At 56.1% G+C, this 23,513-nt stretch carries 20 protein-coding genes; 3 read left to right on the top strand and 17 right to left on the bottom strand.

Features of this window, described 5'->3' with window-relative positions; all coding sequences use genetic code 11:
* Positions 1-59 precede the first annotated feature (59 nt).
* A complete protein-coding gene (locus tag BM347_RS01075; RefSeq protein WP_093914577.1) occupies positions 60-1,040 on the bottom strand; it encodes a TRAP transporter substrate-binding protein in 981 nt (326 codons plus the stop codon).
* A 28-nt stretch (positions 1,041-1,068) separates the two neighbouring features.
* The gene (gene uxaC / locus BM347_RS01070; RefSeq protein WP_093914576.1) at positions 1,069-2,478 is read right to left on the bottom strand and encodes a glucuronate isomerase; all 1,410 of its coding nucleotides are present in this window, start codon (positions 2,476-2,478) and stop codon (positions 1,069-1,071) included.
* A gap of 160 nt (positions 2,479-2,638) precedes the next feature.
* Between uxaC and BM347_RS01065 the strand changes: the two genes are divergently transcribed.
* Both BM347_RS01065 and BM347_RS01060 read left to right on the top strand, forming a co-directional pair.
* Positions 2,639-3,364, top strand: a complete 726-nt coding sequence (locus tag BM347_RS01065; RefSeq protein ID WP_093914575.1) for a GntR family transcriptional regulator — start codon at positions 2,639-2,641, stop codon at positions 3,362-3,364.
* Entirely contained in the window at positions 3,361-4,260 is a 900-nt protein-coding gene (locus tag BM347_RS01060; RefSeq protein WP_093914574.1) for a sugar kinase, read from the top strand. The genes BM347_RS01065 and BM347_RS01060 overlap by 4 nt, the downstream gene beginning before the upstream one ends.
* 26 nt (positions 4,261-4,286) lie before the next feature.
* Here the strand turns inward: BM347_RS01060 and BM347_RS01055 are convergent, their stop codons facing one another.
* From BM347_RS01055 to dctP, 5 genes are all read right to left on the bottom strand, one after another.
* The gene (locus BM347_RS01055; RefSeq protein ID WP_093914573.1) at positions 4,287-5,801 is read right to left on the bottom strand and encodes a malonate--CoA ligase; all 1,515 of its coding nucleotides are present in this window, start codon (positions 5,799-5,801) and stop codon (positions 4,287-4,289) included.
* Positions 5,802-5,812: 11 nt separating this feature from the next.
* Positions 5,813-7,051 carry a malonyl-CoA decarboxylase gene (locus BM347_RS01050; RefSeq protein ID WP_093914572.1) on the bottom strand — a complete coding sequence of 413 codons (1,239 nt, stop codon included), beginning with the start codon at positions 7,049-7,051 and terminating at the stop codon, positions 5,813-5,815.
* Positions 7,048-8,364, bottom strand: a complete 1,317-nt coding sequence (locus BM347_RS01045) for a TRAP transporter large permease (protein ID WP_093914571.1) — start codon at positions 8,362-8,364, stop codon at positions 7,048-7,050. Before BM347_RS01045 ends, BM347_RS01050 begins: the two co-directional genes overlap by 4 nt.
* On the bottom strand, positions 8,364-8,912 hold the full coding sequence (locus BM347_RS01040; protein ID WP_093914570.1) for a TRAP transporter small permease: 549 nt from the start codon (positions 8,910-8,912) through the stop codon (positions 8,364-8,366). The genes BM347_RS01045 and BM347_RS01040 overlap by 1 nt, the downstream gene beginning before the upstream one ends.
* A 74-nt stretch (positions 8,913-8,986) precedes the next feature.
* On the bottom strand, positions 8,987-9,973 hold the full coding sequence (gene dctP, locus BM347_RS01035) for a TRAP transporter substrate-binding protein DctP (protein WP_093915358.1): 987 nt from the start codon (positions 9,971-9,973) through the stop codon (positions 8,987-8,989).
* Between the two features lie 142 nt (positions 9,974-10,115).
* Between dctP and BM347_RS01030 the strand changes: the two genes are divergently transcribed.
* A complete protein-coding gene (locus tag BM347_RS01030; RefSeq protein ID WP_093914569.1) occupies positions 10,116-10,763 on the top strand; it encodes a GntR family transcriptional regulator in 648 nt (215 codons plus the stop codon).
* 19 nt (positions 10,764-10,782) lie between these two features.
* On the opposite strand, the gene BM347_RS01025 is transcribed toward BM347_RS01030, so the two are convergent.
* The 10 genes from BM347_RS01025 to BM347_RS00985 form a co-directional block, all read right to left on the bottom strand.
* On the bottom strand, positions 10,783-11,742 hold the full coding sequence (locus tag BM347_RS01025; RefSeq protein WP_093914568.1) for a 2-hydroxyacid dehydrogenase: 960 nt from the start codon (positions 11,740-11,742) through the stop codon (positions 10,783-10,785).
* 4 nt (positions 11,743-11,746) lie between these two features.
* On the bottom strand, positions 11,747-11,908 hold the full coding sequence (locus BM347_RS17500) for a hypothetical protein (protein ID WP_175498459.1): 162 nt from the start codon (positions 11,906-11,908) through the stop codon (positions 11,747-11,749).
* Between the two features lie 13 nt (positions 11,909-11,921).
* Positions 11,922-13,286, bottom strand: coding sequence for an amidase (locus BM347_RS01020; protein ID WP_245764149.1), 1,365 nt, complete (start codon positions 13,284-13,286; stop codon positions 11,922-11,924).
* The gene (locus BM347_RS01015) at positions 13,276-14,694 is read right to left on the bottom strand and encodes a TRAP transporter large permease (RefSeq protein ID WP_093914567.1); all 1,419 of its coding nucleotides are present in this window, start codon (positions 14,692-14,694) and stop codon (positions 13,276-13,278) included. The genes BM347_RS01020 and BM347_RS01015 overlap by 11 nt, the downstream gene beginning before the upstream one ends.
* Positions 14,691-15,275, bottom strand: coding sequence for a TRAP transporter small permease subunit (locus BM347_RS01010; RefSeq protein WP_093914566.1), 585 nt, complete (start codon positions 15,273-15,275; stop codon positions 14,691-14,693). Before BM347_RS01010 ends, BM347_RS01015 begins: the two co-directional genes overlap by 4 nt.
* 75 nt (positions 15,276-15,350) lie before the next feature.
* Positions 15,351-16,481 (bottom strand): TRAP transporter substrate-binding protein, encoded by a 1,131-nt coding sequence (locus BM347_RS01005; RefSeq protein WP_093915356.1) that lies wholly within the window; start codon positions 16,479-16,481, stop codon positions 15,351-15,353.
* Between the two features lie 219 nt (positions 16,482-16,700).
* A complete protein-coding gene (locus BM347_RS01000) occupies positions 16,701-19,604 on the bottom strand; it encodes a Hint domain-containing protein (protein ID WP_093914565.1) in 2,904 nt (967 codons plus the stop codon).
* A 1,272-nt stretch (positions 19,605-20,876) separates the two neighbouring features.
* Positions 20,877-21,740: a metal ABC transporter permease gene (locus tag BM347_RS00995; protein WP_093914564.1), complete on the bottom strand. Its 864-nt coding sequence runs from the start codon at positions 21,738-21,740 to the stop codon at positions 20,877-20,879.
* Positions 21,737-22,612, bottom strand: coding sequence for a metal ABC transporter permease (locus tag BM347_RS00990; protein WP_093914563.1), 876 nt, complete (start codon positions 22,610-22,612; stop codon positions 21,737-21,739). Before BM347_RS00990 ends, BM347_RS00995 begins: the two co-directional genes overlap by 4 nt.
* Positions 22,609-23,505: a manganese/iron ABC transporter ATP-binding protein gene (locus tag BM347_RS00985; RefSeq protein ID WP_093914562.1), complete on the bottom strand. Its 897-nt coding sequence runs from the start codon at positions 23,503-23,505 to the stop codon at positions 22,609-22,611. The genes BM347_RS00990 and BM347_RS00985 overlap by 4 nt, the downstream gene beginning before the upstream one ends.
* Positions 23,506-23,513 lie beyond the last annotated feature (8 nt).

Here is a 23,513-nt window from a genome sequence, read left to right as displayed (position 1 = left end):
GTGTTCCTATCCTTGAAAAAACGGCCCGCCGGAAAATGCGCGGCGGGCCGTCTTGTTATTTATTTGGTCGCTTGGATATCGGCGACCATCTGCTTCAGAGTGTCCGAGGTCACATACTTTTCGTAAACCGGCACCATCGCTTCGATGAAGGGGGTTTTGTCGATGTCTGTCACGATCTCAACACCCGCTTCACGCACACGCGCTTCGGATTCTTTTTCGCGTGCCTGCCACAGATCGCGCATAATCGGCACGGAGTCTTTGGCGGCCTGACGGACCAAGGCCTGATCTTCGGCGCTTAGCTTATCAAAGCTGGACTTCGACATAACCAGAACTTCGGGCACGATCAGGTGCTGGTCGAGCGTGTAATATTTTGCGACCTCAAAGTGACCCGAGCTGTCATAGGACGGCCAGTTGTTTTCGGCACCATCGATAACGCCGGTTTGGATCGACGAATACACCTCGCCGTAGGGCATTGGCGTTGCGTTCGCGCCAAGGGCAGACACCATATCAACGAACATGTCCGACTGCATCACGCGGAACTTCATACCTGCAAGATCAGCCATGGAATTGATCGGCTTTTCCGAGTTGTAGAAGCTGCGCGAACCACCGTCGTAAAAGGCCAAGCCGACCAGATCGTGGTCAGAGAACGCATCCAGAATTTGCTGACCTACAGGGCCGTCCATGACCTTGTGCATATGCTCGACCGAGCGGAAGATATAAGGCAGCGAAGGGATTTGGGTTTCTTCGATGATGTTGTTGAATGGCCCAAGCGAAACGCGGTTCATATCGATCACGCCGAACTGTGTTTGTTCAATCGTGTCCTTTTCCTCGCCCAACTGCGCAGAGTGGAACACCTCGATGCACAAACGATCACCGGAACGTTCCTTGATCATGTCGCCCATCGCATTCACCGCAGCTACCGTCGGGTAGCCATCGGGGTGCGTGTCAGATGACCGAAGCGTGACCTCGCACGCGGATGCAGCCGTGGAGAGCGCCACGGATGTCAGCAGCGCCGCACCTAAAGATTTCATATAAGTCATTGGTTTTTCCTCCCAGAAAATGGCTCATTCAGAGCCGGTAAGCCTGTTTTGCAAGCCGATATGCGAGGTCATGTGCGACCTCGAATGCTTCGTCCTTGTCCAGTCGGCCCGTTGCGACCAGCGTGGCAAGAAACGAGCAATCCACCCGACGCGCCACATCGTGACGGGCGGGAATGGAACAGAATGCGCGGGTATCGTCGTTAAAACCGACGGTGTTGTAAAAGCCTGCGGTCTCAGTGGTCATTTCGCGAAACCGCATCATCCCTTCATAGCTGTCATGAAACCACCAAGGTGGTCCCAGTTTGAGGGCGGGATAAACACCTGCAAGCGGCGCCAGTTCGCGCGCATAGCTGGTTTCATCCAGCGTAAATATAATGACCGTCAGATCAGGGTTTTCGCCCACCGCATTCAGCAAGGGGCGCAGTGCGGTCACGTAATCGGTGCGGGTTGGGATGTCATAGCCCTTGTCGCGGCCAAACCGGTCAAAGATCGACGCGGAATGATTGCGCGTCGCGCCGGGGTGGATTTGCATAACCAGCCCGTCATCCAGGCTCATCCGCGCCATTTCAGTCAACATATGACCGCGAAACCGGTCCGCCTCCTCTGCGCTGCATTTGCCTTGCAACGCCTTGGCGAACAGCGCTGCCGCCTCGGCTTGTGGCAAGTCTTCGGTGCGGGCGGTGGGGTGGCCATGATCGCTGGCCGTAGCACCCCCAACCGTTTTGAAATAGGCGCGTCTGCTGCGATGGGCCGCCAGATAACCGACCCAGGTCGATGTATCCTCGCTCGTCAATTCACCCAAAGTCGCAATATTTTCGGCAAAGCCGCCAAATTCCGGGTCAATCACCGCATCAGGGCGGTAGGTGGTCGTCACCTTTCCCGACCACCCGCTGTCGCGGATCATCTTGTGCCAGTGCAGGTCGTCAAGCGCGCTTTCCGTGGTGGAAATCGCCTCGATATTGAAACGCTCAAACAGGGCGCGCGGGCGGTAGGCATCTTGGCTTAGGCATTCAGCGATCTGGTCATAGATTTCGTCAGCCGTTTCCGCCGACAGCCGCTTGTTGACGCCAAAGACCGTTTGAAACGCATGATCCACCCAGATGCGCGAGGGGGTCGCGCGGAGCAGATGGTAATTCTGTGCAAACAGCCGCCAGATCTTTCTTGGGTCAGCCTCGACCGGGCCGCCGTCAGCACGCGGCACGCCCATTGCATCCAGCGGAATGCCCTGCGAATGCAGCATCCGGAACACATAGTGATCGGGCGTGACAAACAGATTTGCGGGATCTGGAAACGGTTCGTTTTCAGCAAACCAGCGTGGGTCCGTGTGGCCATGCGGGCTGATGATCGGAAGGCCCTGAACGCTGCTATACAGCTCACGCGCCAAGGCACGCACCGCAGGCTCCGTCGGAAAAAGCCGATCGTCGTTTAATAGTGGCATACACCCTCCCAGATGAGGCTGGATGCACATCTACGCCAGCCTACCCAACTAATAACCTAGTTAATCAGATTTTGCGAGTCAACTAGTATCCCAGTTGTCATGTTCGGTAAACACTGTCATACAATAGGGCACCAATAACTATGTGTAGGAAGACCAATCGATGGTGACCTCAAAGCGGCAAAACGAAAACATATTGCCCTTACCGACGATTACGCAAATCCCGCAGCCTACTGTTGCAGATCAGGTTTTTGACGCATTACGGCGGCGCATCCTCAGTCTGGAACTGCCCCCGAGCACCAAGATTTCCGAGGCAGAGGTCGCGCGCCAAATGGGCGTATCGCGTCAACCGGTCCGCGAGGCGTTCAAACGGTTGGCCAAACTTGGTTTTCTGATGATCCGCCCGCAAAGCGGCACAACGATAAGCCTGATTTCCGAAGATGCGGTGATGCGCGCACGGTTTATTCGCAAAGCGCTTGAGGGCAAAACCTGCCGCAGAGCCTGCCGGACAATAACAGATTCAGGGCGTGATACCCTTGCTGCGCTAATAGAAGTTCAACAAGCCGCCGTCGCCAAAGGCGACCGCGCCGCGTTTCATGACGCAGACGATGCATTCCACCGCGAAATTTGCGTCATCGCAGGGGTCGAATACGTCTGGGACTTACTGGAAGAAACCAAAGCCCATATGGACCGTATCCGCATGCTGTCGCTGGACAGTACGTCGCAACAAATTGCCCTGCAGGAACATATCGATCTGTTCGATGCCATCATATCCAATAACCCGGACGAGGCTGAGCGCGTGCTCAACCAGCATCTGTCGCGGATATTGTTCCTGATTGCGGACCTCAAAGCCAAAGATCACAATTACTTCACGGAAGCGACCACATGAAACGGATTGTTTCAATCGGCGAATGCATGATCGAGATGGCACCCAATGGAAACGACGGCGGCTATCAGTTGGGTTTTGCCGGCGATACGTTGAACACTGCGTGGTACCTGCGCCAGCTGTTGCCGCCCACCATCCAGATTGACTATTTCACCGCCGTTGGCTGCGATTCCGCATCGGATCAAATGGTTCGCTTTATCGCAGATACCGGCATCGGCACCGCCCATATTGCGCGCCGTGACGGGGCAACCGTGGGGCTGTATATGATTCAGCTCAGCGAGGGGGAACGCAGCTTTAGCTATTGGCGTGGTCAAAGTGCCGCGCGCACCCTCGCCCATGATGCCGGGCCGCTTGCCGACGCGCTGACCGGTGCGGATGTTGCATATTTCTCGGGGATTACCTTGGCGATTTTGCCGCCCGAAGATCGCGAACGGTTTCTGGATGTATTGAGCACGTTTCGCCGCGATGGTGGTGTGGTGGTGTTTGACCCCAATTTGCGCCCGCGGCTTTGGCCATCCGTCGCAGACATGACGGCCAACGTGATGAAAGCCGCCGCCGTCAGTGACATCGTGCTGCCATCCTACGACGACGAGGCCGAGTGGTTCGGCGATGCAGACCCGCAAGCCACGGCACAGAGATATGCCAAGGCCGGTGTATCCACAGTGATCGTCAAGAATGGCCCCGGCCAGATTTTAGCGCTGCAAGACGGCGCGCTGACACACCACGCACCGGTTACTGTCGACAAAATCGTGGACACAACCGCCGCAGGGGATTCGTTCAATGCAGGGTTTCTGGCCGATTGGGCCCAAGGGCGCAGCACGGACCAAGCGATCAACGCGGGATCCGCGCTTGCCGCCCGTGTTATTCAGTATCGCGGCGCGTTGGTGCCCCTGCCCTAATATTCACCGGCCGGGCTCGGGTTCTCTTAAGCTGTGAACAAGCCCTGAAACTGATCGCGCAGCGCCTTTTTCTGGACCTTGCCCATCGTATTACGGGGCAGTTCAGGCATGATAATGATGCGTTGCGGATGTTTGAAACGGGCTAGCGATCTGGCAATGTTTGCCTTGATCGCCTCGACATCAGGCTGCCCCGTCGGTGCCGGCACCAAGATCGCCACGACGGTTTCGCCAAAGTCAGGATGCGGCACGCCGATCACGGCTGATTCCAGCACGTTTTCTTCCTCGTCCAGCATCTGCTCGATCTCTTTTGGATAGATGTTATAGCCACCCGAAATGATCAGATCCTTGTTGCGCCCGACGATATGAACATAGCCGTCCTCGTCGATCTGCCCCAAATCGCCAGTGATGAAAAACCCGTCTTCGCGCAGTTCCTCGGCGGTCTTCTCCGGCATCTGCCAATAGCCCTTGAACACATTGGGGCCGCGCACTTCGATCTCTCCGATCTCGCCTTGGGGCAAGGTTTCACCGGTTCTGCTGTCGGTGATCTTTAGCTCAACCCCCGGCAGTGGGAAGCCGACGGTGCCTGCGCGACGCTCACCCGAGTAGGGGTTGGACGTGTTCATATTCGTTTCGGTCATGCCGTAGCGTTCCAATATCCGCAGACCGGTCAGCTGTTCGAACTGGACATGGGTGTCGGCCAAAAGCGGCGCGCTGCCCGACACGAACAACCGCATATGCGCCACCAGTTCCTTGGTGAACCGCTTGTCGCCCAATAACCGCGTATAAAAGGTCGGCACCCCCATCAGCGCGGTCGATTTGGGCAGGTTTTCAATGATCTGGTCAATGTTGAAGGTGGGCAGGAAAATCATCTGCCCCCCCGCAAGCAATGTGATGTTGGAGGCCACAAACAAACCATGCGTGTGAAAGATGGGCAAAGCATGCAGCAAAACGTCGTCTTCGGTGAATTGCCATTCAGTGACCAATGTTTGCGCGTTCGACAGCAGGTTGCCTTGGGTCAGCATCGCCCCTTTGGAGCGGCCGGTGGTGCCCGATGTGTACAAGAACGCGGCCAGATCGTCCAAGCTGCGGTCAACGGTCGCAAAGCTGTCCGGCATATCTGCTGCCACATCGGCAAATGTGCCTGATCCGTCGGCGTTCAGGGTCGCCAGTTCCGCACTGCATGCTGTCGTCACTGGCACCATCGCCGCTTGTTTGGCCTGATCGCAGAGCACTAGACGCGCCCCACTGTTTTCGACGAAATAGGATACTTCATCAGCGGTATAGGCTGTGTTCAGCGGCAAGAAAATCACACCTGCCTGCGCGCAAGCGGCATAAACGGCCAACGCTTGCGGGGATTTAGCGATTTGCACCGCCAGTCGGTCACCCGGACGCAACCCAAATTTCGTGAGCGCCCCGGCATATTGCGCAGCCATGCGCAAAAACGCCGCATAGGTGATGGTCTGCCCATCGGCCAGATGCAAAAACACCCGCGATGTACCGGCATGTTTCCCGAAAAGACGATCAAAAAGCGGATTGGCCATTCTTCAAATTCCTACACTTCTAACCCACAGGATGCGCTTAGCGCGCGGACCTCAGCGGATGCAACAACCGTTTTCTCACCGACAAACAGTTCATGGTTTTTTGATATTTGCGACAGATCATAAAGGTAATTCACCATCACACCGCTGGATTGCCGCATCCCGTTTGGCGACAGGTCCGCGCCTGCGTGAACGGCGTGCACCATGGCACCATTGCCCAGATGGAACCGCGCGACGGGATCAAAGGGGATGCCGTCGGGGCGCTTGGCCTCAAGCAGGTAATGGGCCGCGATGGCTGTTTGATCGGCCTCTGCCGCGGTCTTGGGGTTCGCAGTCGCGCGCCACTTGTTGAGACCGGGGATCGGCGACAGGGTGACGAAAGTTTTGAGGCCCGGCAAGTCGCGAGACAGATCGGCCACAACTTGTTTGATCAGCGAGTTGCCAAAGGAAATCCCCGCCAGCCCTGCCTGACAATTTGAGATCGAATAAAAAACCGCCGTATCCGCATCTTCGGCATTGATGGCGTTGCGCCCGTCGGCCAGCAAGGCCTGAACCGAATTCGGGGTGCCCTTGGTCAGAGCGACTTCGACGAAAATCAGCGGTTCATCTTGCATGGCGGGGTGAAAGAACCCGAAACACCGTCGGTCGGCAGGCTGCACCCTGCGGCGCAGATCATCCCAACTGTCGATGGCATGCACGGCCTCATAGGCGATGATTTTCTCAAGTATATTCGCGGGGCTGGACCAGTTTATTGGCCGCAGCACCAGAAAGCCCCGATTGAACCAAGAGGTGAACAGGTGCTGAAAGTCCACGTCCAACGGCTCTAGCGCGGGTTGGTCGCGCAGCATCGACAGCAAATCCTTGCGCATCGCGACCAACTGCCCCGTACCGCCCGGCACCTGATTTAACCGGCGCGCCAGTTCCTGACGCTGCGGCTCGCAGGCCTGTGCAAATGCGCGGTAGGTCTTTTTGGACGGTGCATCACCATAGGCCGTGAGGGTGTTTTGGACCGCCTGCGGATCAATCTCGAGGCTATGCGTCATAAATTCGAAAAACGCCTGTTTTTCAGAGACATCCATCGCGCTGTAGCGATCCAGGATCAACCGCGCCAGGGTACTGCCGGACACTTCGCCATGACTGCTCAGCAACTGGCGGCACAGCTCGTTTGTTGTATGCCCCTCAGCTTTGTCCGAGATCGCCTTGCGGTGGCTTCTCTCAAAGACCGACGCGAGAAGGCCCGAGAAAAAGCTCATAGCGCGGCCCCCATCACGGCATCAGGCAACCATGTGGCCAGCCCCGGAAAGATACATAGCAGGATGATCGCCAGCACCATGCACGCCACGAATGGCAGTGAACCCATCAAAATCGTCTTTAGCGAAATATCCGGCGCGATGCCGTTGATCACATATAAGTTCAATCCCACCGGAGGCGAGATCAGCCCGATTTCCATATTGATCGTCAACACAACCGCGAACCAGATCGGATCGAAACCCGCCGTCGTGATGATCGGCAACAAGATCGGTGCCGCCATCAAGATCACGGCCACCGGGGGCAGAAAGAAACCGGCGATCAGTAGAAATACGTTCACAAAACCCATCAACACCCATGGATTGACGTCCAAGGTGCCGATCCAATTGGCGATGGATTGCGTGATATAAAGGCTGGATAGCATGTAGGAAAACACACCCGCGGCGGCGATGATGAACAGGATCATCACGCTTTCTTTGGTGCTGTCGCGCAGCACGACCCACAGGTCGCGCGGGTTCCACAGCTTATAGATCACCATCGCGATCAGCAGGCACAACAGCGCGCCCACGGCAGCCGTCTCGGACGGCGTAGCGACCCCGCCATACATCGCATAAAGCACGCCAACGATGATGAACAAGAACGGCAGAACGCGCGGCAGGATTTCGAATTTTTCCTTCCAGCTGTAGCTGCCCGTGGCCAGCAATTCACGGTTGCCGGATTTCCATGTGGAATACAGCGACCACGCCATGAACAACGCGACCAGCAACAAGCCGGGGATCACCCCCGCCAAGAACAAGCGCCCGATCGAGGTTTCTGTGGCAATGCCGTAAACGATCATGGTGACCGAGGGTGGGATCAGAATACCCAAGGTACCGCCCGCTGCAATCGACCCTGCGGCCACCCCCTCGGGGTAGCCACGTTTGCGCATCTCGGGGATGCCCATCTTGCCAATTGCCGCGCAGGTGGCGGGGCTGGAACCGGACATCGCGGCAAACAGCGCGCAGGCGCCGAGGTTGGAGATCACCAACCCGCCCGGTACACGCGTCAGCCAGCGTTCAAGCGCCTCGTAAAGGTCGGCCCCCGCCCGCGTGGATGCAATGGACGATCCCATGATGATGAACATCGGGATCGACAAAAGCGCAAAGTTATCCAGCTTGCCGAATAGGATTTCGGGCAGCAGTTCAAGCGAACGCATCCCGTCAAAGACCATCAAAAACCCGGTCGATACGATCAGCAGGCCAAGGGCCACCGACACGCCGGAAAACAGAACAATAATCGTGCTAAAGGCGACGAACGCGCCAAGTGTAAGCGGATCCACTAGCGCCCCTCCAAGCCGAACGGCTTATCAATTTTCAAAACAACTGCGACAAGGTCGGCAATCAGTTGCAAAAGAAACAACGCAAATCCGATGGGCAGCGCGGCATAGGGTATCCACAGCCGGACGCCCCATATCGTGTCGGATTTCCAGTTGCGCTCAAAGGCGAGGTGCCAGAATTCATAGCCGTACCACAGCATGATCGCGACCATCACGATGGACAGCGACAGGGTAAACAGCGCCATGACATAGCGTGCCCGTGGCCCCAACGAAATCGGGATCAGGTCGACATTCACATGGCCACGCAGACGTTGCACATAGGGCAAACCCACCAGCGTTGAACCGATGGCCAGATAAATCACCGCCTCGGTCTGCCAAACGGTTGATCCGTTCAATACAAAACGGATGAAAATCATCTGGCAGGTGATGGCCACCGCCGCGACAATCATCGCCGCCGAACACCACCCTGCAACCGTTGAGATCGCCGCCACCATGCGCAGGAATACATTGCCCCCTGTCTGCGCGGCCACGGCCGAGCTTTGGCCCGCCATAAAATCACCCTTAGAAAGTTTAGAAATTCATCTGATCAAGGAAGGCCACAACGATGCAGCCTTCCTTGAGTGTATTATTCGACCGCCAGCGCCATATCGAGCAGCGCTTGACCGTCCGGTACATCTGCGACGAACGCTTTGTAGGATGTTTCCTGCGCCAATGCGCGCCATGCGTCAAAGTCTGCCGGTGTCATCTGCGCGATCTCGACGCCCGCATCACGGAACACCTGCTCGGAAGCTGCGTCTTGCTTTTTCGCTTCTTCCAGATAGAACGCCTGCGCTTTAGCAGATGCGTCCAGCAGTGCATTTTGCTGATCAGCTGTCAGACCGTCGAACTTGGATTTGTTCATCAACAGCGGTTGATACATGAACCACAAAGCCACATCGCCCGCAGGTGTATAGCAGGCCACCTGTTCGTAAATCCGGTAGGATACGAAGGACGAAGACGATGTGTTCGCAGCAGTCAGAACGCCGGTTTGCATTGCATTGTAAATCTCGGACGATGCCATGGACGCAATCGACGCCCCTGCCCCTGCCAACATTTGTTCAAACGCCTTACCAGCCGCGCGGGTTTGCAAGCCCTTCACGTCTTCGGGTTTGGTGATGCATTTGTCTTTGCCAACGAAACCGCCCGCAAGATAGCCATGGACCAAGACCATCACATCATCGTCGGCCATTTTCTCTTCCAGCGCGGCCATAAAAGGTGACGCGCTAAGCCGGGCGGCGTGATCGTGGTTTTTCACCATGCCGGGCATCAGTGTCAGGTTGAACGCGGGCTGTTGACCACCGGCATAGCTCAGCGGCAGAACTGTCATATCCAGCTGGCCACGGCTTAGGGGGCGATATTGCTCGCGTGGTTTAAACAGGGACTTGGACCCGAAAATCTGGATATCCAGATCGACATCGGCAGCCGCGACACCATCAGCAACAATCTGTGCCACCTGATGGCGTACATCAGTGTTTGACCATTGGTGCGACAGGCGCAGGGTTTCAGAATGTGCAGCAGATCCAAGCGTAAAACAGGCAAGCGTCGCCGCTGCCTTGAGTGCAGTCATTTTCATCTTTTCCTCCCAGAATGTGACCAAGGTCAAACGCCCCGGTTCTACAGTACAAAACTTTCCACGCTTTGCATCCCAAGTCAAACATCTTGTATACAATATCACTTATATTGCATTACCTCCCAACCGTCGCTAGATTGCATTTATGGATATCAGACGTGCAGACATGATTGCGGAAACCTTGGAACAGCATGTGTTTGCTGGCAAATACCGCGATGGCGAACGGCTGGACGAATTAAAGCTGGCCGATCAATTCTGCGTATCCCGGACCCCTGTGCGCGAAGCGCTTCAGGTTCTTGTTGCAAATGGCATTGCCGAACAATTCCCGCGACGGGGCGTGTTTGTACGCCTGCCCGGCCCCGTTGAACTGATGGAGATGTTCGAGATGATGGCCGAGCTGGAAGCATCCTGTGGCAGGTTGGCCGCGTCCCGCATGACGGAAACAGGTCTGCGCCAATTGGCCGAGGCCAACATCCGCTGCCAAGAGGCGATCGACCAGAACGACCATGCAAAATACTACGCCGAGAACGAAAAATTCCATCAGATCATCTATCGCGGATCGGCCAACGGCTATCTGGAACAACAGACGTTGCGCTTGCAAAACAAGCTGAAAGCCTATCGCAGGATGCAGTTGCGATTCCGTGGACGGATGGCGCAATCCATGGCCGAGCACCGCGAAATCGTCGCGGCACTTGAGGCCGAGGATGCAGAGAAAGTAGCGTCAGTCCTGCGCAACCACGTTGCCGTGCAGGGCGAAAAATTTCATCAGCTTATGGCGAACTTCAACAGCTAGGCCGCGTCGCTGCAATCGGTCAGAGCTGGTCCGGTGGCTGGTCGCCGCGGAAAAACGCATCCAGATTATCCAAGGCTTTGAACCCCATCGCATTGCGCGTGGTGACGGTACCGCTGCCGGCATGAGGCATCATCATGATGTTTTCATGCTGTGCAAATGCCGGATTTCCGCCCGGCTCTGTCACAAAGCAATCAAGCCCCGCCGCCCCGACATGGCCGCTTTTGATGGCAGCCAGCAGCGCGTCTTCGTCCACCAGCGCGCCCCGCGCCGTGTTCACCACCACGCAGCCTTTGGGCATTTGCGCCAACCGTTTGGCGTTCAGCAATCCGGTTGTGTCCGGCGTTGCGGGACAGTGCAATGACAGGAAATCAGAAACCTCCAGCAGATCATCAAGGTTATCGTGATAAATCGCGTCGGCCTCATCCTTGGGCGAAAGGCGGCTGCGGTTGTGGTAATGGATTTCCATATCAAAGCCGCGCGCCTTGCGGGCAAAGGCGCGGCCCACGCCGCCCATCCCAACAATCCCCAACCGCGCACCCGTCACCTGCTTGCCCACCAGAAACGCTGGCGACCAGAAATCCCAAGCGCCGGACCGCACCGTGCGATCCCCCTCAACCGCGTGACGGGCAGCACCCAGCATCAGCATCATCGCCAGTTCCGCCGTGGCATCCGACAGCACGCCGGGCGTGTTGGTGACAGTGATCCCCTTGGCGCGCAGTGCTGGTAAATCGCAATGGTCGACGCCAACAGAATGGTTCGCGACGATCTTAAGACGTCGATCAAGCTGGGCCACAACATCGGCGCTGAAATGTTCGGAATGGCAGGGGATCATGCCATCAACCTTGGCGCTCATCGCGATGATATCATCCGCGCTACCCGGTGTATCTGCGGGGTCCCAGATGACTTCGTAGTCGCGGCGCGCGCGCGCCAAGGTGGCATCTGACAGGGTGCGCGTGATCCAGATAACCGGCTTGGGCATGTGGCTAGTCCCGCTTGTTTTTGCTTGAGGTGGTAAAATCATAGGCCACGAACGCAAGGGTCACGACGACAATGATCACCAGATCCGGGCTGGGAACTTTGACCGCCAAGATCAGCAAAAAGGCAGCAAGCGTGGCGAATGCGAAAAGGGCGAGTATGCGGTTCATATCATGTCATTCCTTATGAGGGTGCGCCATCGGCCCAGTTAAACAGCCATTGCGCGCTGCGCATCAGGCGCGCGTCATTGCCACGTTCCCCGATAAGCTGGACGCCCATTGGCAGCCCCTCGACCGAGGTAAGCAGCGGTAGGCTGATGCAGGGTGTGCCGCAGAATGTCCAAAGACCGTTGAAAATCGGATCGCCCGTGTCTTCAAGCCCGCGCGGTGCGGGGCCCGTTGCCGACGGGCAGATCAAAGCGTCGCAGCGGGTCAGCAATTCATCCAGCGCCGCATTCAGTACCTTGGGCATATCGCAGGCCGACTGGTAATCACGCGCCAGAACCGCGTTCCCCTCGTTGATTGCGTCCTGCGTCACCTGCCCCAATTGATCGCCCATATCGCGGGCATAGGGGTAGTAATGATAGGCCATTTCGGCAAAATTGATCAGCTTGCGTTGCTCAGCGGCGGATCGGAAAACCGCGGGCAGCGGCAGCTCAAACGCCTGATCGCCAAGCGCCGCAATCAGCTCGTTGAACGCTTCCTTCAGCTGAGGGTCTGCATGTTCGTCCCAGCCCGGCGGGCGCACGAAACCGAATACAGGTGGCAGCGGTGGTTTTGACACCGCCGCGGTATGAAGCGCGGGTGCGGGGGCCAAGCTGGTTGCCGGATCGTCAATATCGTGACCGAACAAAACCTCAGCCAACAATGCGGCACCCGCTGGATCGCTGGCGAAAACCCCGATGGTGTCCAATGTCGGTGATTGAGCCAGCACCCCGCGCCGCGGGATCGCGCCGAATGTGGGTTTATAGCCGGTCACGCCGCAAAAGGACGCAGGCCGGATCACGGACCCGCCAGTTTGCGTGCCAATGGCCAAAGGCACCATGCCGTCAGCGACGGCGGCGGCAGATCCTTGTGATGACCCGCCCGGCGTATGGGCCAGATTATGCGGATTGGCGGTTTTTCCAGGATGCATAAAGGCAAGCTCGGTCGTGACCGTCTTGCCCATGAGGATCGCACCCTCTTTCTTGAGCCGCTCAACGATAAAGGCGTCGCGCAGTGGTACCCGCCCCGCATCGCCCGCGCATCCGTTTTCTGTCGGAATACGCAGGGTATCGATCACATCCTTCAACCCCACCGGCAACCCGTGCAAACGGCCTAACGGCAGCCCTGCCCGGCGTTGCGCATCCAGCGTTTTGGCCTGCGCGCGCACGAAATCCGCGTCGAACCATGCCCACGCGCCGACGTCCGCCTCGCGGGCCTCGATCCGGGCGATATAGCTTTCGACCAGAACGCTGGCATCCAGCGCACCGGATGCCAGCCGATCCCGCAGCAACGTCACGCTGGGCGATGCGACCATGTGATCGGCCTGTGGGGCGTTATCGTCCATAGAACATTTCCGGTAGATAGAACACGATCGACGGGAAGACATACATCAGCACCATCGACAGGATCACACAGAACAGGAACGGCATCACGCCTGCAAAGATTTGCGTCAGGCGCAGTTCGGGCGGTGCAATCCCCTTGAGGTAATAGGCCGACATGGCCATGGGCGGCGTCAGGAAACTGGTTTGTAGATTGAGCGCCACCAATATCCCAAAGAACAGCGGGTCGATCTCGAACACAGCCAGAAGCGGCAAAAAGATCGGGACGAAAATGATGATGATCTCGGACCATTCCAACGGCCAGCCCAGCAAGAAGATGATCAGCTGGGCAAGGATCAGGAACTGGATAGGCGTGAGGTCCATGCCTTGAACGAACTCGGAAATCACGTGTTCCCCGCCAAGATACGAGAACACCGCCGAGAAAGTATAGGAGCCGACAAACAGCCAGCATACCATCGCCGTTGTACGCACGGTCAGATAGACGCTTTCGCGCATCCGCTGCCACGTCATCGCACGATAGATAAAGGCCAGAAAGATACCGCCCAAGGCCCCAATGGATGCCGCCTCGGTCGGGGTGGCAAGGCCAAACAGGATTGATCCGAGAACCGCAAAGATCAAAAAGGCGAGCGGCACAAAGGACGTGATGATCATCCACACCAGCTTGACCATTGGCATGTCCGGTACTTCGTCATCGGTGGGTTTGGGGGCCGAGGATGGCTGAAGCAACGACCGACCGATGATATAGATCAGGTACAGGCCAACAAGCGTCAGCCCCGGCAACAACGCCGCCGCGTATAGGCGCACGATAGATACGTTAGTGGCCGCCGCATAGACGATCAGCATGATCGACGGCGGGATCAAAATGCCAAGCGTACCGCCCGCGCAAATGATGCCCGCCGCAAAGGATGGGTCATAGCGCGCTTTGAGCATCGCAGGCAGCGCCAGCAAGCCCATCAAGGTGACGACCGCGCCCACAATCCCTGTGGCTGTCGCAAACAAGGCGCAGGTGATCAGCGCCGCAACACCCATCGAACCCGGCACGTTTTTGGACGCGACATTCAATGTGGTGAACAGACGATCCACGATGTTGGAGCGTTCGACGATATAGCCCATGAACAGGAACAACGGCACGGCGGTCAGAACTTCGTTCGACATCACCGTAAAGGTCTGGTTCACAAATAAGTCGAATATTCGGTTATTATAAAACCCCTCTAACCAGGTTGACCATTGTTCCCACTGCCCCGCAGTTTCGTCTAACCGGTCAAAGCTGCGCCACATGCGGCGCGCGTCGAAATAGGCGTAGTAGCCAAAGCCGATGCCCATCGCCATCAGCGTGAATGCAATCGGAAAGCCAAGGAATACAAAGATGATGAACAGGCCCAGCATCATCAGGGCAATATGCGGATCGGTCATGTGATATGGTCTTTCTCGGCTTTATTGGCCTCTTGCATAAGCAGGTCTTCGGTTTCAAAGACGTCTTCGTCGGGTTCCACCCAATAGTTATCGCGAATGGCGATAATACATCGACATACCTGCGCAATACCCTGAATAAACAGTAAAATACCTGCGGCGACGATCACCGTTTTGAACTGGAATATCGGCACACCCGCCGGGCTGTTCACTGAAACCTCGCCATATTGCCATGATCGGGCAGCATATTTCCACCCCGCCAGAATAAGGGCCGTCACACCAGGAAAGAAGAACAGGATGTACAAGACAAGGTCAATCTTGCCTTGTGTCCGGGGTTGCAAAAGCCGGTACAGAAAATCGCCCCGAACATGCCCGCCCCGCGACAGCGTATAAGCGCCGCCCATCATGAACAATGTGCCGTACATAATAAACGATACGTCCAGCGCCCAGGCCGTGGGGTTGTTCATCACATAGCGCACGAAAACTTCGTAGCCCGTGCCGATCGACATCAACAAAATGAGCCACGCAAATGACTTGCCGAACCAAGCCGACAGATTATCGGCAAAGCGGATAATGGATAACATAGTGTTCCCTTACTGCGCGTAAGAACCCCGGCATAAAAAATGCCGAGGTTCGTTTCTTTACACTGACCTATGCGATCAAAGCTTGATCTTGCCGGGGAAGTAATGCTCGTAAGCCAACCCGTAGTCAGGCGAGTTCATCAACTCATAGTACGACACACGGCTGACCCAGTCACGCTGGCTGTCGAGACATTTCTTCATGAACGGGTCTTGCTCCAGTTCTGGAATAAGTTCGTCCCATGCCTTGAGTTGCGCATCCAAGATTTCCTTGGAAGTGCGGCGCACTGTAACGCCCGCATCATTCTCCAAGAACTGGAGATCGGCAGAGTAGCGGTTCATCGCCTTGGCTGTGTTCGCCGTCGATACGGCCTCGACACCGTATTTCAAGATCGCCTGAAGATCAGGATCCAGGTCTTCCAAGAACGTCTTAGAGAACAGGAATTCAAAGCTTTCCGACGCTTGGTGATACGAGGACAGATAGTAGTTTTTGGCCACATCCTGCGCGCCAAAATCCTTGTCCGACGATGGGTTGTTGAACTCGAACGCATCGATCACGCCGCGTTCCATCGCGGGCACGATCTCGCCGCCGGGCAGCTGCGCGACCGACATGCCAAGCTTGGCCATCAGATCAGCCGCGAGACCAACGGTGCGGTACTTAAACCCTTGCAGGTCCGCAACGCTGTTCACCTCTTCCTTGAACCAGCCAAAAGGCTGCGCGAACATCGGAAAGCCCATGTAGCCAACGACATCAAGCCCCATAACGTCTTGGGTCAGCTCGTTATACAGCGCTTGACCGCCCCCTTCATAGAACCAGGACAGCATGGTTGTTGCAGAGCCACCGAAAACAGGTCCGGTGCCGAACAGCGATGCAGCTTTGTTTTTACCGTACCAGTAAACCGGCACAGAGTGTGCGGCATCAATCAGACCGTCGTTCACCGCGTCCAGCACTTGGAATGCAGCGACAACCGCCCCGGCAGGCAACACGTCAACCTTCAGACGGCCCCCAGACATTTGTTCAACGCGGGTTGCATAATCACGTGCAAAATCCTGCCAAATGTTGGCGTCATTCCACGATGTCTGCATCTTGATCACCAGCGGCGCTTGCGCAAGAACAGCAGGTGCGGCCAGCATGCTGCCAGCAGCAGCGCCGCCCGCAACGGCAGATTTCGCTAGAAATGAACGCCGGTTAATGTTTGTTTTTTCTGTCATTTTTTCTCCTCCCAGAGTGAACGCGCGCAAGCTTTCGCAGCGTGCGGCCGTCGCGCGTTCTAAACGAAAGGTTAATGTTTTTGTGTCTGCAAGCAAGAATATTTACGCAAAGGCGCACTCAAATGCATAAGCCGAACGCAAACCCGGGCGCAGATATAAATCTGCGCCCGGGTTTGCGTATGTTTCGGCCCCGCCATGCCGACAGGCACTGTATTTAACTTAGTTAAACAGCAGCTTGGCTTCGTATTTTTTGACAGTCGAACGTGCTGTCCGGTAGTTTCTGATCCCCATTTCCGTTTCAAGTTCGGGGAAGAGCGACAGGATTTCGTCCCGCTGGTCCGACCCAAGACCGTCGATTGTATAATCCCCGGGATAGAAGCTTTCGGTCCAAGCACCATCCGACAGCACGACCTCGTGCCGCTCGAACATAAAGTGGATATAGCTTGTTCCGGCCACGTCCACATGGCTGACCCCGTCCCGTCCGACAAGATGTTTGGCCGCGGCTAGAACTTCGGGTTCGTCAAAATACATCGACACGCCTTTATCGGCGATCAGCATCCGGTGGTTTGGCGACACCATGATGTCACGCTCTGGCATATCTTCACCAAGCGATCCGGCCTTGATCAGAACCGGCCTCAGCTCGGGCTGATTGACAAAGTCTTTTTGCGTCAAGGGCTTTTGACCCACCCATGCGATTTCCTGCAACCCGTTGTCGCGGGTGATAACCATGTCACCCTGCTGCAGATCTTCGACACGGCGCTGACCTTTGGCTGTCGCAATCAACGTGCCCGGCGTAAAACACGGCACGATTTTTTCGATGTTGGTGAAATCAAGACGACCGGTTTCGTTACCCAATGCATCGGTAAAGACGATTGTCCCGTCTAGGCCGTCGTTGCGGCTGCCATCATCGTCGGTATCCCCCACGTCGGTGTCAGACTTCAGGCCGTCAAGGTAATAACCGCCACCGTTCAGCGACCCCGTCAGATCGATAACGTCATAGTCTGTGGCCAACGGACCGGAACCCCCGTCGATCGTATCGCCGCCGTTCACGTTAAGGAACAGATCCTCGTCGTCACCACCGCGCATGCTATCATTGCCAGCGTCGCCGTGGATCGTATCATTTCCTACTCCGCCGTCGATGGTATCATCGCCGTCACCACCGCTGATGGAATCCGCGCCCGCCCCCCCTGATAGGGAATCGTTCGTGGCAGTGACAGTGCGGGTTGAGGCAACCGCCGTGCGAAATGTCGAAGGGCCGACGACGGGCTCTGCATCGCCATAGATCGTGTCATTACCGCTGCCACCATCAATGGTATCGCTACCACTACCGCCCTCGATCAGGTCGTCGCCAGTGTTGCCCTCGATTTTATCGTTATCCAGACCGCCATCGATGGTGTCATCGCCACCTTCCCCATAGATCGTGTCATTGCCCGCATCACCGGTGATAACATCATCGGCACCTTCGGTCCCCGGGGTGATTGGGCCAGATGTCGTATCGTAATACATTTCGGTCACATTAATGCCCGAATTATCGCTCCCGTCTTGGGTGTGGGTCAGAACGATACGCGATACCGGGCCGGGAATTTGAACATTCAGAGTATACTTAGCAGAGTCGACATTCTCGTGGCCGCCCCTGCTATCGGCGATTTCATTGCCGGGCACTGCATCGTTGTCCTTCAGCGTGATACCGGAACCACTGGTAAGGTTCACCGTGATCAGCTTGCCGCTCGCGTCATAGGCTTGGATCTCAACGACGCCATCCTGATCAAGATCGTTCACATTGAATGAAACGTTGCCAACCGGTGCCGAGAAATCCCATTGAAACTGACCGATGTTGCCTTCGCCCTGTGTCACAGATTTAAGCGAGCTGTTGTCATCAACCACGCCCCCATCTGAAATAACGCCGTCTGTGTTAAGCTGGTCTGACGAAGCCTCGGCCTTGTGCTTCCCGGTATCTTTGGTTTGCGTAAATTCAACCGTAACATTGCCGGTATCTTGGCTAAACCCGTCGGTGATTTGACGATTGGTTACGCCTTCCCACTCAAAGCTCTCGCGCACAACTGCTGACGAAGCATTCCCACTGTCGCCAAAGATCAGGTCATCCCCTGCGCCACCGCTGATCGTGTCCTCGCCCACCGAGGTGTCATCAATGATAAATGTGGCCGGATTGTCGAAATAGACGTCCGTAACATTAATCCCAGAGTTGCCATCGGACGACCCTGTGTGAACGAATTCAATCTTCGATACCGGCCCGTCGATGGAAACGTTCACCGAATATTTGGATCCGCTTGCCTCTTCGTCGCCGCCCTTACTTTTGGCCAGATAGACATTGCTTGAATCGCTTAAATCAATGCCGGATCCGCCGGTTAGATCAATATCCAGCTTATTCCCGGCCGCGTCATAGGCAATAATTTTAACGGCACCTTTGTTGTCGATATCGTTGATATTAAACGAAATATTCTCAACTTCGGCGTCAAACCGCAGTTCGAACTCGGCTGTATTGTGCTTGTTGGCCAGTGAATCGAATGCACTGTTTTTATCAACGGGGCTACCGTCGCCAACAACGCCGTTAATGTTCTGGTCATCATAGGTGTATTTCTGATCGTCGGCCCGGTTATTGGTGTTCGACTTCACTTCGAAGGTGACATTCACGGTGCCTGTGTTTTGCACAAATCCGTTTTTTAGGATGTCATCTTCGTCAATGGAGGTACCCGGATCGTTGGGATCTGGCGCTTTGGACCACTCAAAGCTTTCGCGCGCCGCAGTGCCTGTGACTGATGTACCCGCGTCGCCGAAAAGAACATCGTCTCCGTCTTCGCCAAGAATGCTGTCGTCGCCTGACCCGCCCAGCACCGTATCATCGCCATCGCCAGCCGAAATGGTGTCATCCCCACCACGGCCCAAGATGAAATCATCGTCCGAGCCTATGGTCCCAAAATTAATGGCGTCATTCGCATCCACGTAGTCGCCATTCGGGTCGCCAGTATAGGCGGTGTCGATCACGTCCCCGTCACCCGTCCCCTCGACGATACCATCCTTGGAGCTTGACCGAGCGGTTGACGTTGTAGAGCCGCTCTTGGACCCTGAATACATGCTTAAAAGGCTACCTAAGAAATATGTCATGTCTGTCGTCTCCAAATTACTTGCGAGGCATCTGCTCTGCGCCCCAAATCTCTAATGCCCGGTGTCGGGCGAACTGTGTTCAGTTCAACCCCTGTTTCGAGCCCTGCTCAGTTCTGTGCCGCGATCGGGGAAAGTCTCCGAGGCCGCAGGCAGAGGGGGTAGAAAAATAAATTTTCGCCAATCGTACTAAGTGGCGTGCAAAAAATGAGCCGCACAATGTCTTGGTAGAGACAATATGTGGTATCGATTTGATGCGATTGTGGCGAGTTGAAGGTGAAAATAGGCAGTTTCCGTCTGTGGTGCGGCGCGGAGTCGTGGTTGATGCGATTGGCCCGCTCAACATCCCGGCTTTTTCAAACCTGTTCATCTTTCTCTCCCTCACCCGCCAGACAGACGGACCGCAGCTATGCGGCGAACAAAAAATACCCAAGAGCACACTTCGGCGGTCTGATGACGGCACCCAGTGAACCTTGACCCGAAAGAAGGGATGTCGGGTCGCAAGCGACCAGTCCTGACCGAACCTTGGCCAGAAATATATTCGACGACTTAGCAGCGCGACGAACACATCTATCCCGTACGTAACAGCACGCGTTCAATGCGGTCGCCCCCGTGACCTGCAGACTTTGCCCCCCCAGTTGGGCCCCTAATCGTTAGCGGCGCTTCGGCATTCGGGGAAGGGAAAATTACCATATCTGGTCAGCATGGTGACGCTTTTACGCCCTTTTTTTGAGAGATTTCCGCCATGCCGATCCAACCGCAGAGTGCCCATTGTTTCGACAGCACCCGAAAATTTCTGGCGTTAAGATCGGTAAACATTGAAGAAAATCGGAATCGCCGCGTTAATGAATCTTAACCTGACCAAAGAACTGTATCTAAAGCCGAAACAATTAACCTAGCGTAAAGTAGCGGCAAATTTCTGCCATTTTTTTTTGACAATCCCGTAAAAAGAGAACCAATCGAGGGAAAATTAACTATTTGTTTACGAAATTTAAACGTAGCGCCTCATTCCTGCCGAATCACTTCCGCGATAGATTCGGCTGATCTTGATTAATGTAACTATTATAGGGGCATGCAGGATCGTATCGAAAAGATGCCCGAACGACATGCCTTATGCGGATACGCAAGAGCAATCGCACAACCGGTGGTATTGAGGCGAAAATGCGCTCAAACCCCTAAGAGGTCGGATGACTGCGCCCTATAATCACACCATGCGCCAAGTAATGCACGCCCCGATCAAGTGTCACAAAAAGGGCTGCAGAGTGATCACAGTCTTCACCCGTTGTCAGCCCCGTTCATCGCCTGCCCGGCGATACGTGACGCTTTATGCGTGGCGTAAAGGCGGTTAACAAATGCCACAATAAACACCGCTGTCAGGATCAGAACAATGGTCGGGGCCGGCGCGCTGTCGATGAAAAAGCTCAGGTAGGTGCCTGCGAACATCGACGCTGTGCACACCGCGACCGACATGATCAACATCGGACCAAAGCTGCGCACCAACAGAAACGCAATCGCCCCCGGTGTGACCAGCAAAGCGACCGCAAGGATCAGCCCCGTTGCGGTCAAGGTCGCCACGATGGTCAGCGACAACACGGCCAGCAAGCCATAGTGCAGCAGATCTGTGCGCAACCCGCTTGCCTGCGCTTGGGCCGGATCAAAGGCGTGCAGCAGCAGGTCCTTCCACTTCAGCACCATAAACGCAGTTACAAAGATCGAGATAACGCCAGCCGTCCATAGGTCCTGCGGACCCACCCCCAGCATGTTGCCAAACAGGATGTGATCCAGATGCTGGTTGGTCGAAATCGATGTGTACATGATAATGCCAATGCCAAACATCCCCGAGAAAACTACCCCCATCACGGTGTCCTGCTTGATCCGGCTATTGTGGCTTAGGTATCCGGTCAGCAAGGCGCAGGACATGCCCGCAGCAAAGGCCCCGATGATCAGCGGAATGCCCGTAATCCAGGCCAGAACCACCCCCGGCAGCACCGCATGGCTAACGGCATCCCCCATCAGCGCCCAGCCCTTGAGAACCAGAAAACAAGACAGCAATGCCGTGGGGGGTGCGACCAGCAGAATGATCCAAAAGGCATTTTGCATAAAGGGAAACTGAAACGGAAACAGCAATGTGTCGATCATGATGGCACCTCGTCTCGCAAGGACTGCAGCGCTTGGGCCGCCTTGCGCCGTGCCGCCAGCACGCCGTGTTTTGGCGCAAAGACAAAGGCCGCAAGGAAAATGGCAGTTTGCAGGGTCACAATCACACCGCCTGTCGCGCCATCCAGAAAATAGCTGGCATAGGCCCCCAGAAATCCGGTTAACGTCCCGATGATCACCGACACAATGATAAGGCGCGGAAACCGGTCGCAAAGCAGATAGGCCGTGGCACCGGGGGTCACGACCATCGCGATCACCAAAAATGCGCCCACGGTCATCATCGCCGCCACAACGGCAGCAGACAGCAACATAAAGAACACCGCCTTCAGAACATCCGGTTTCAGCCCGATGGATCGCGCGTGGTTTTCGTCGAAAAACGTAACCATTAAATCTTTCCACTTCAGCAGCAGCACCGTCAGGCAGACCGCGCCGATGATCGCCAGTTGAATGATGTCAGACGGGGCGATGGCCAGAATATTGCCCATGATGATGGTTTGGATACTGACCGACATGGGCGACAGCGACACCATGAACAGGCCCAGCCCAAAGAACGATGTAAAGATGATGCCAATGATGACGTCGATCTTGAGGCCCGAGCGCCCCGACAGAAACAACATCGCCCCCGCCGCCAGTCCGCCCGCCAGAAACGCGCCAAGCGCAAAGGGCAGACCCAACATATACGCCCCTGCCACACCGGGCACGACCGAATGGCTCAGCGCGTCGCCGATCAGCGACCAACCTTTCAGCATCAGGTAGCATGACAGAAACGCGCAGACCGCGCCGACCATGGCCGATACCCACATGGCGTTGAACATGTAGCCGTAGCCGAACGGCTCTAGCAGCAGGTCGATCATTTGTCGTCCTCGCCCTTCGCCAGCGCCTCTCCGTAATGAACAAAGGGGCGTTCGTCGTCAGTGATGATCCGCAGCTCGCGGCCATCATCGTCGTCATGCAGGTCACTACCGCCAAGGGTAAAGTGACGCAGCACGCCACCGAATGCCATCTCAAGGTTGTCATGGGTAAAGACCGTTTCGGTCGGCCCATAAGCAAGGACGGTCCCCTTGACCAACACGGTACGGTCGCAGAATTCGGGTACAGAGCCCAGGTTATGGGTCGAGACCAACATCACGCGGCCCTCGTCGCGCAGTTCGCGCAACAGGGCCACAATCTGATCCTCGGTTTTGACGTCCACCCCGGTGAAAGGTTCATCCAGCAGGATCACGCGGCCGTCTTGGGCCAAGGCGCGGGCCAGAAACACACGTTTGCGTTGGCCGCCGGACAGTTCGCCAATCTGGCGGTTCCGAAAGTCGCTCATGTTCACGCGGCGCAAGGCCTCGTCCACGGCTGCGTGATCTGCGGCTTTGGGACGGCGCAGGAAACCCATATGCCCGTAACGCCCCATCATCACCACGTCCTGCACCAACACCGGAAAGGCCCAATCGACCTCCTCCGATTGCGGCACATAAGCGACAAGGTTCTCGCGCAGCGCCTCGCGCACGGATTTGCCAAGCAGCTTGATCTCGCCCGCTGCGGCGGGAACAAAGCCCATGATGGCCTTGAACAAAGTGGACTTCCCCGCCCCATTCACCCCCACCAGCGCGGTGATCGTGCCGCGCGGAATCTCGAAATTCGCATCATACAGCGCCGTGTGACCGTTGCGATACGTGACGGTCACATTATGGGCAGATATCCCGCTGTCTTGGGGCGCGAAATGTTCAGCATCATGTTGGATTTCGGCGCTTAGCATAACTGTGT

The sequence above is a fragment of the Sulfitobacter marinus genome (assembly GCF_900116285.1).
In the GTDB taxonomy this organism is placed as follows: domain Bacteria; phylum Pseudomonadota; class Alphaproteobacteria; order Rhodobacterales; family Rhodobacteraceae; genus Sulfitobacter; species Sulfitobacter marinus.
The sequence above is the reverse complement of the archived record's forward strand: the minus strand, read 5'-3'. Positions and strand labels throughout refer to the sequence as shown.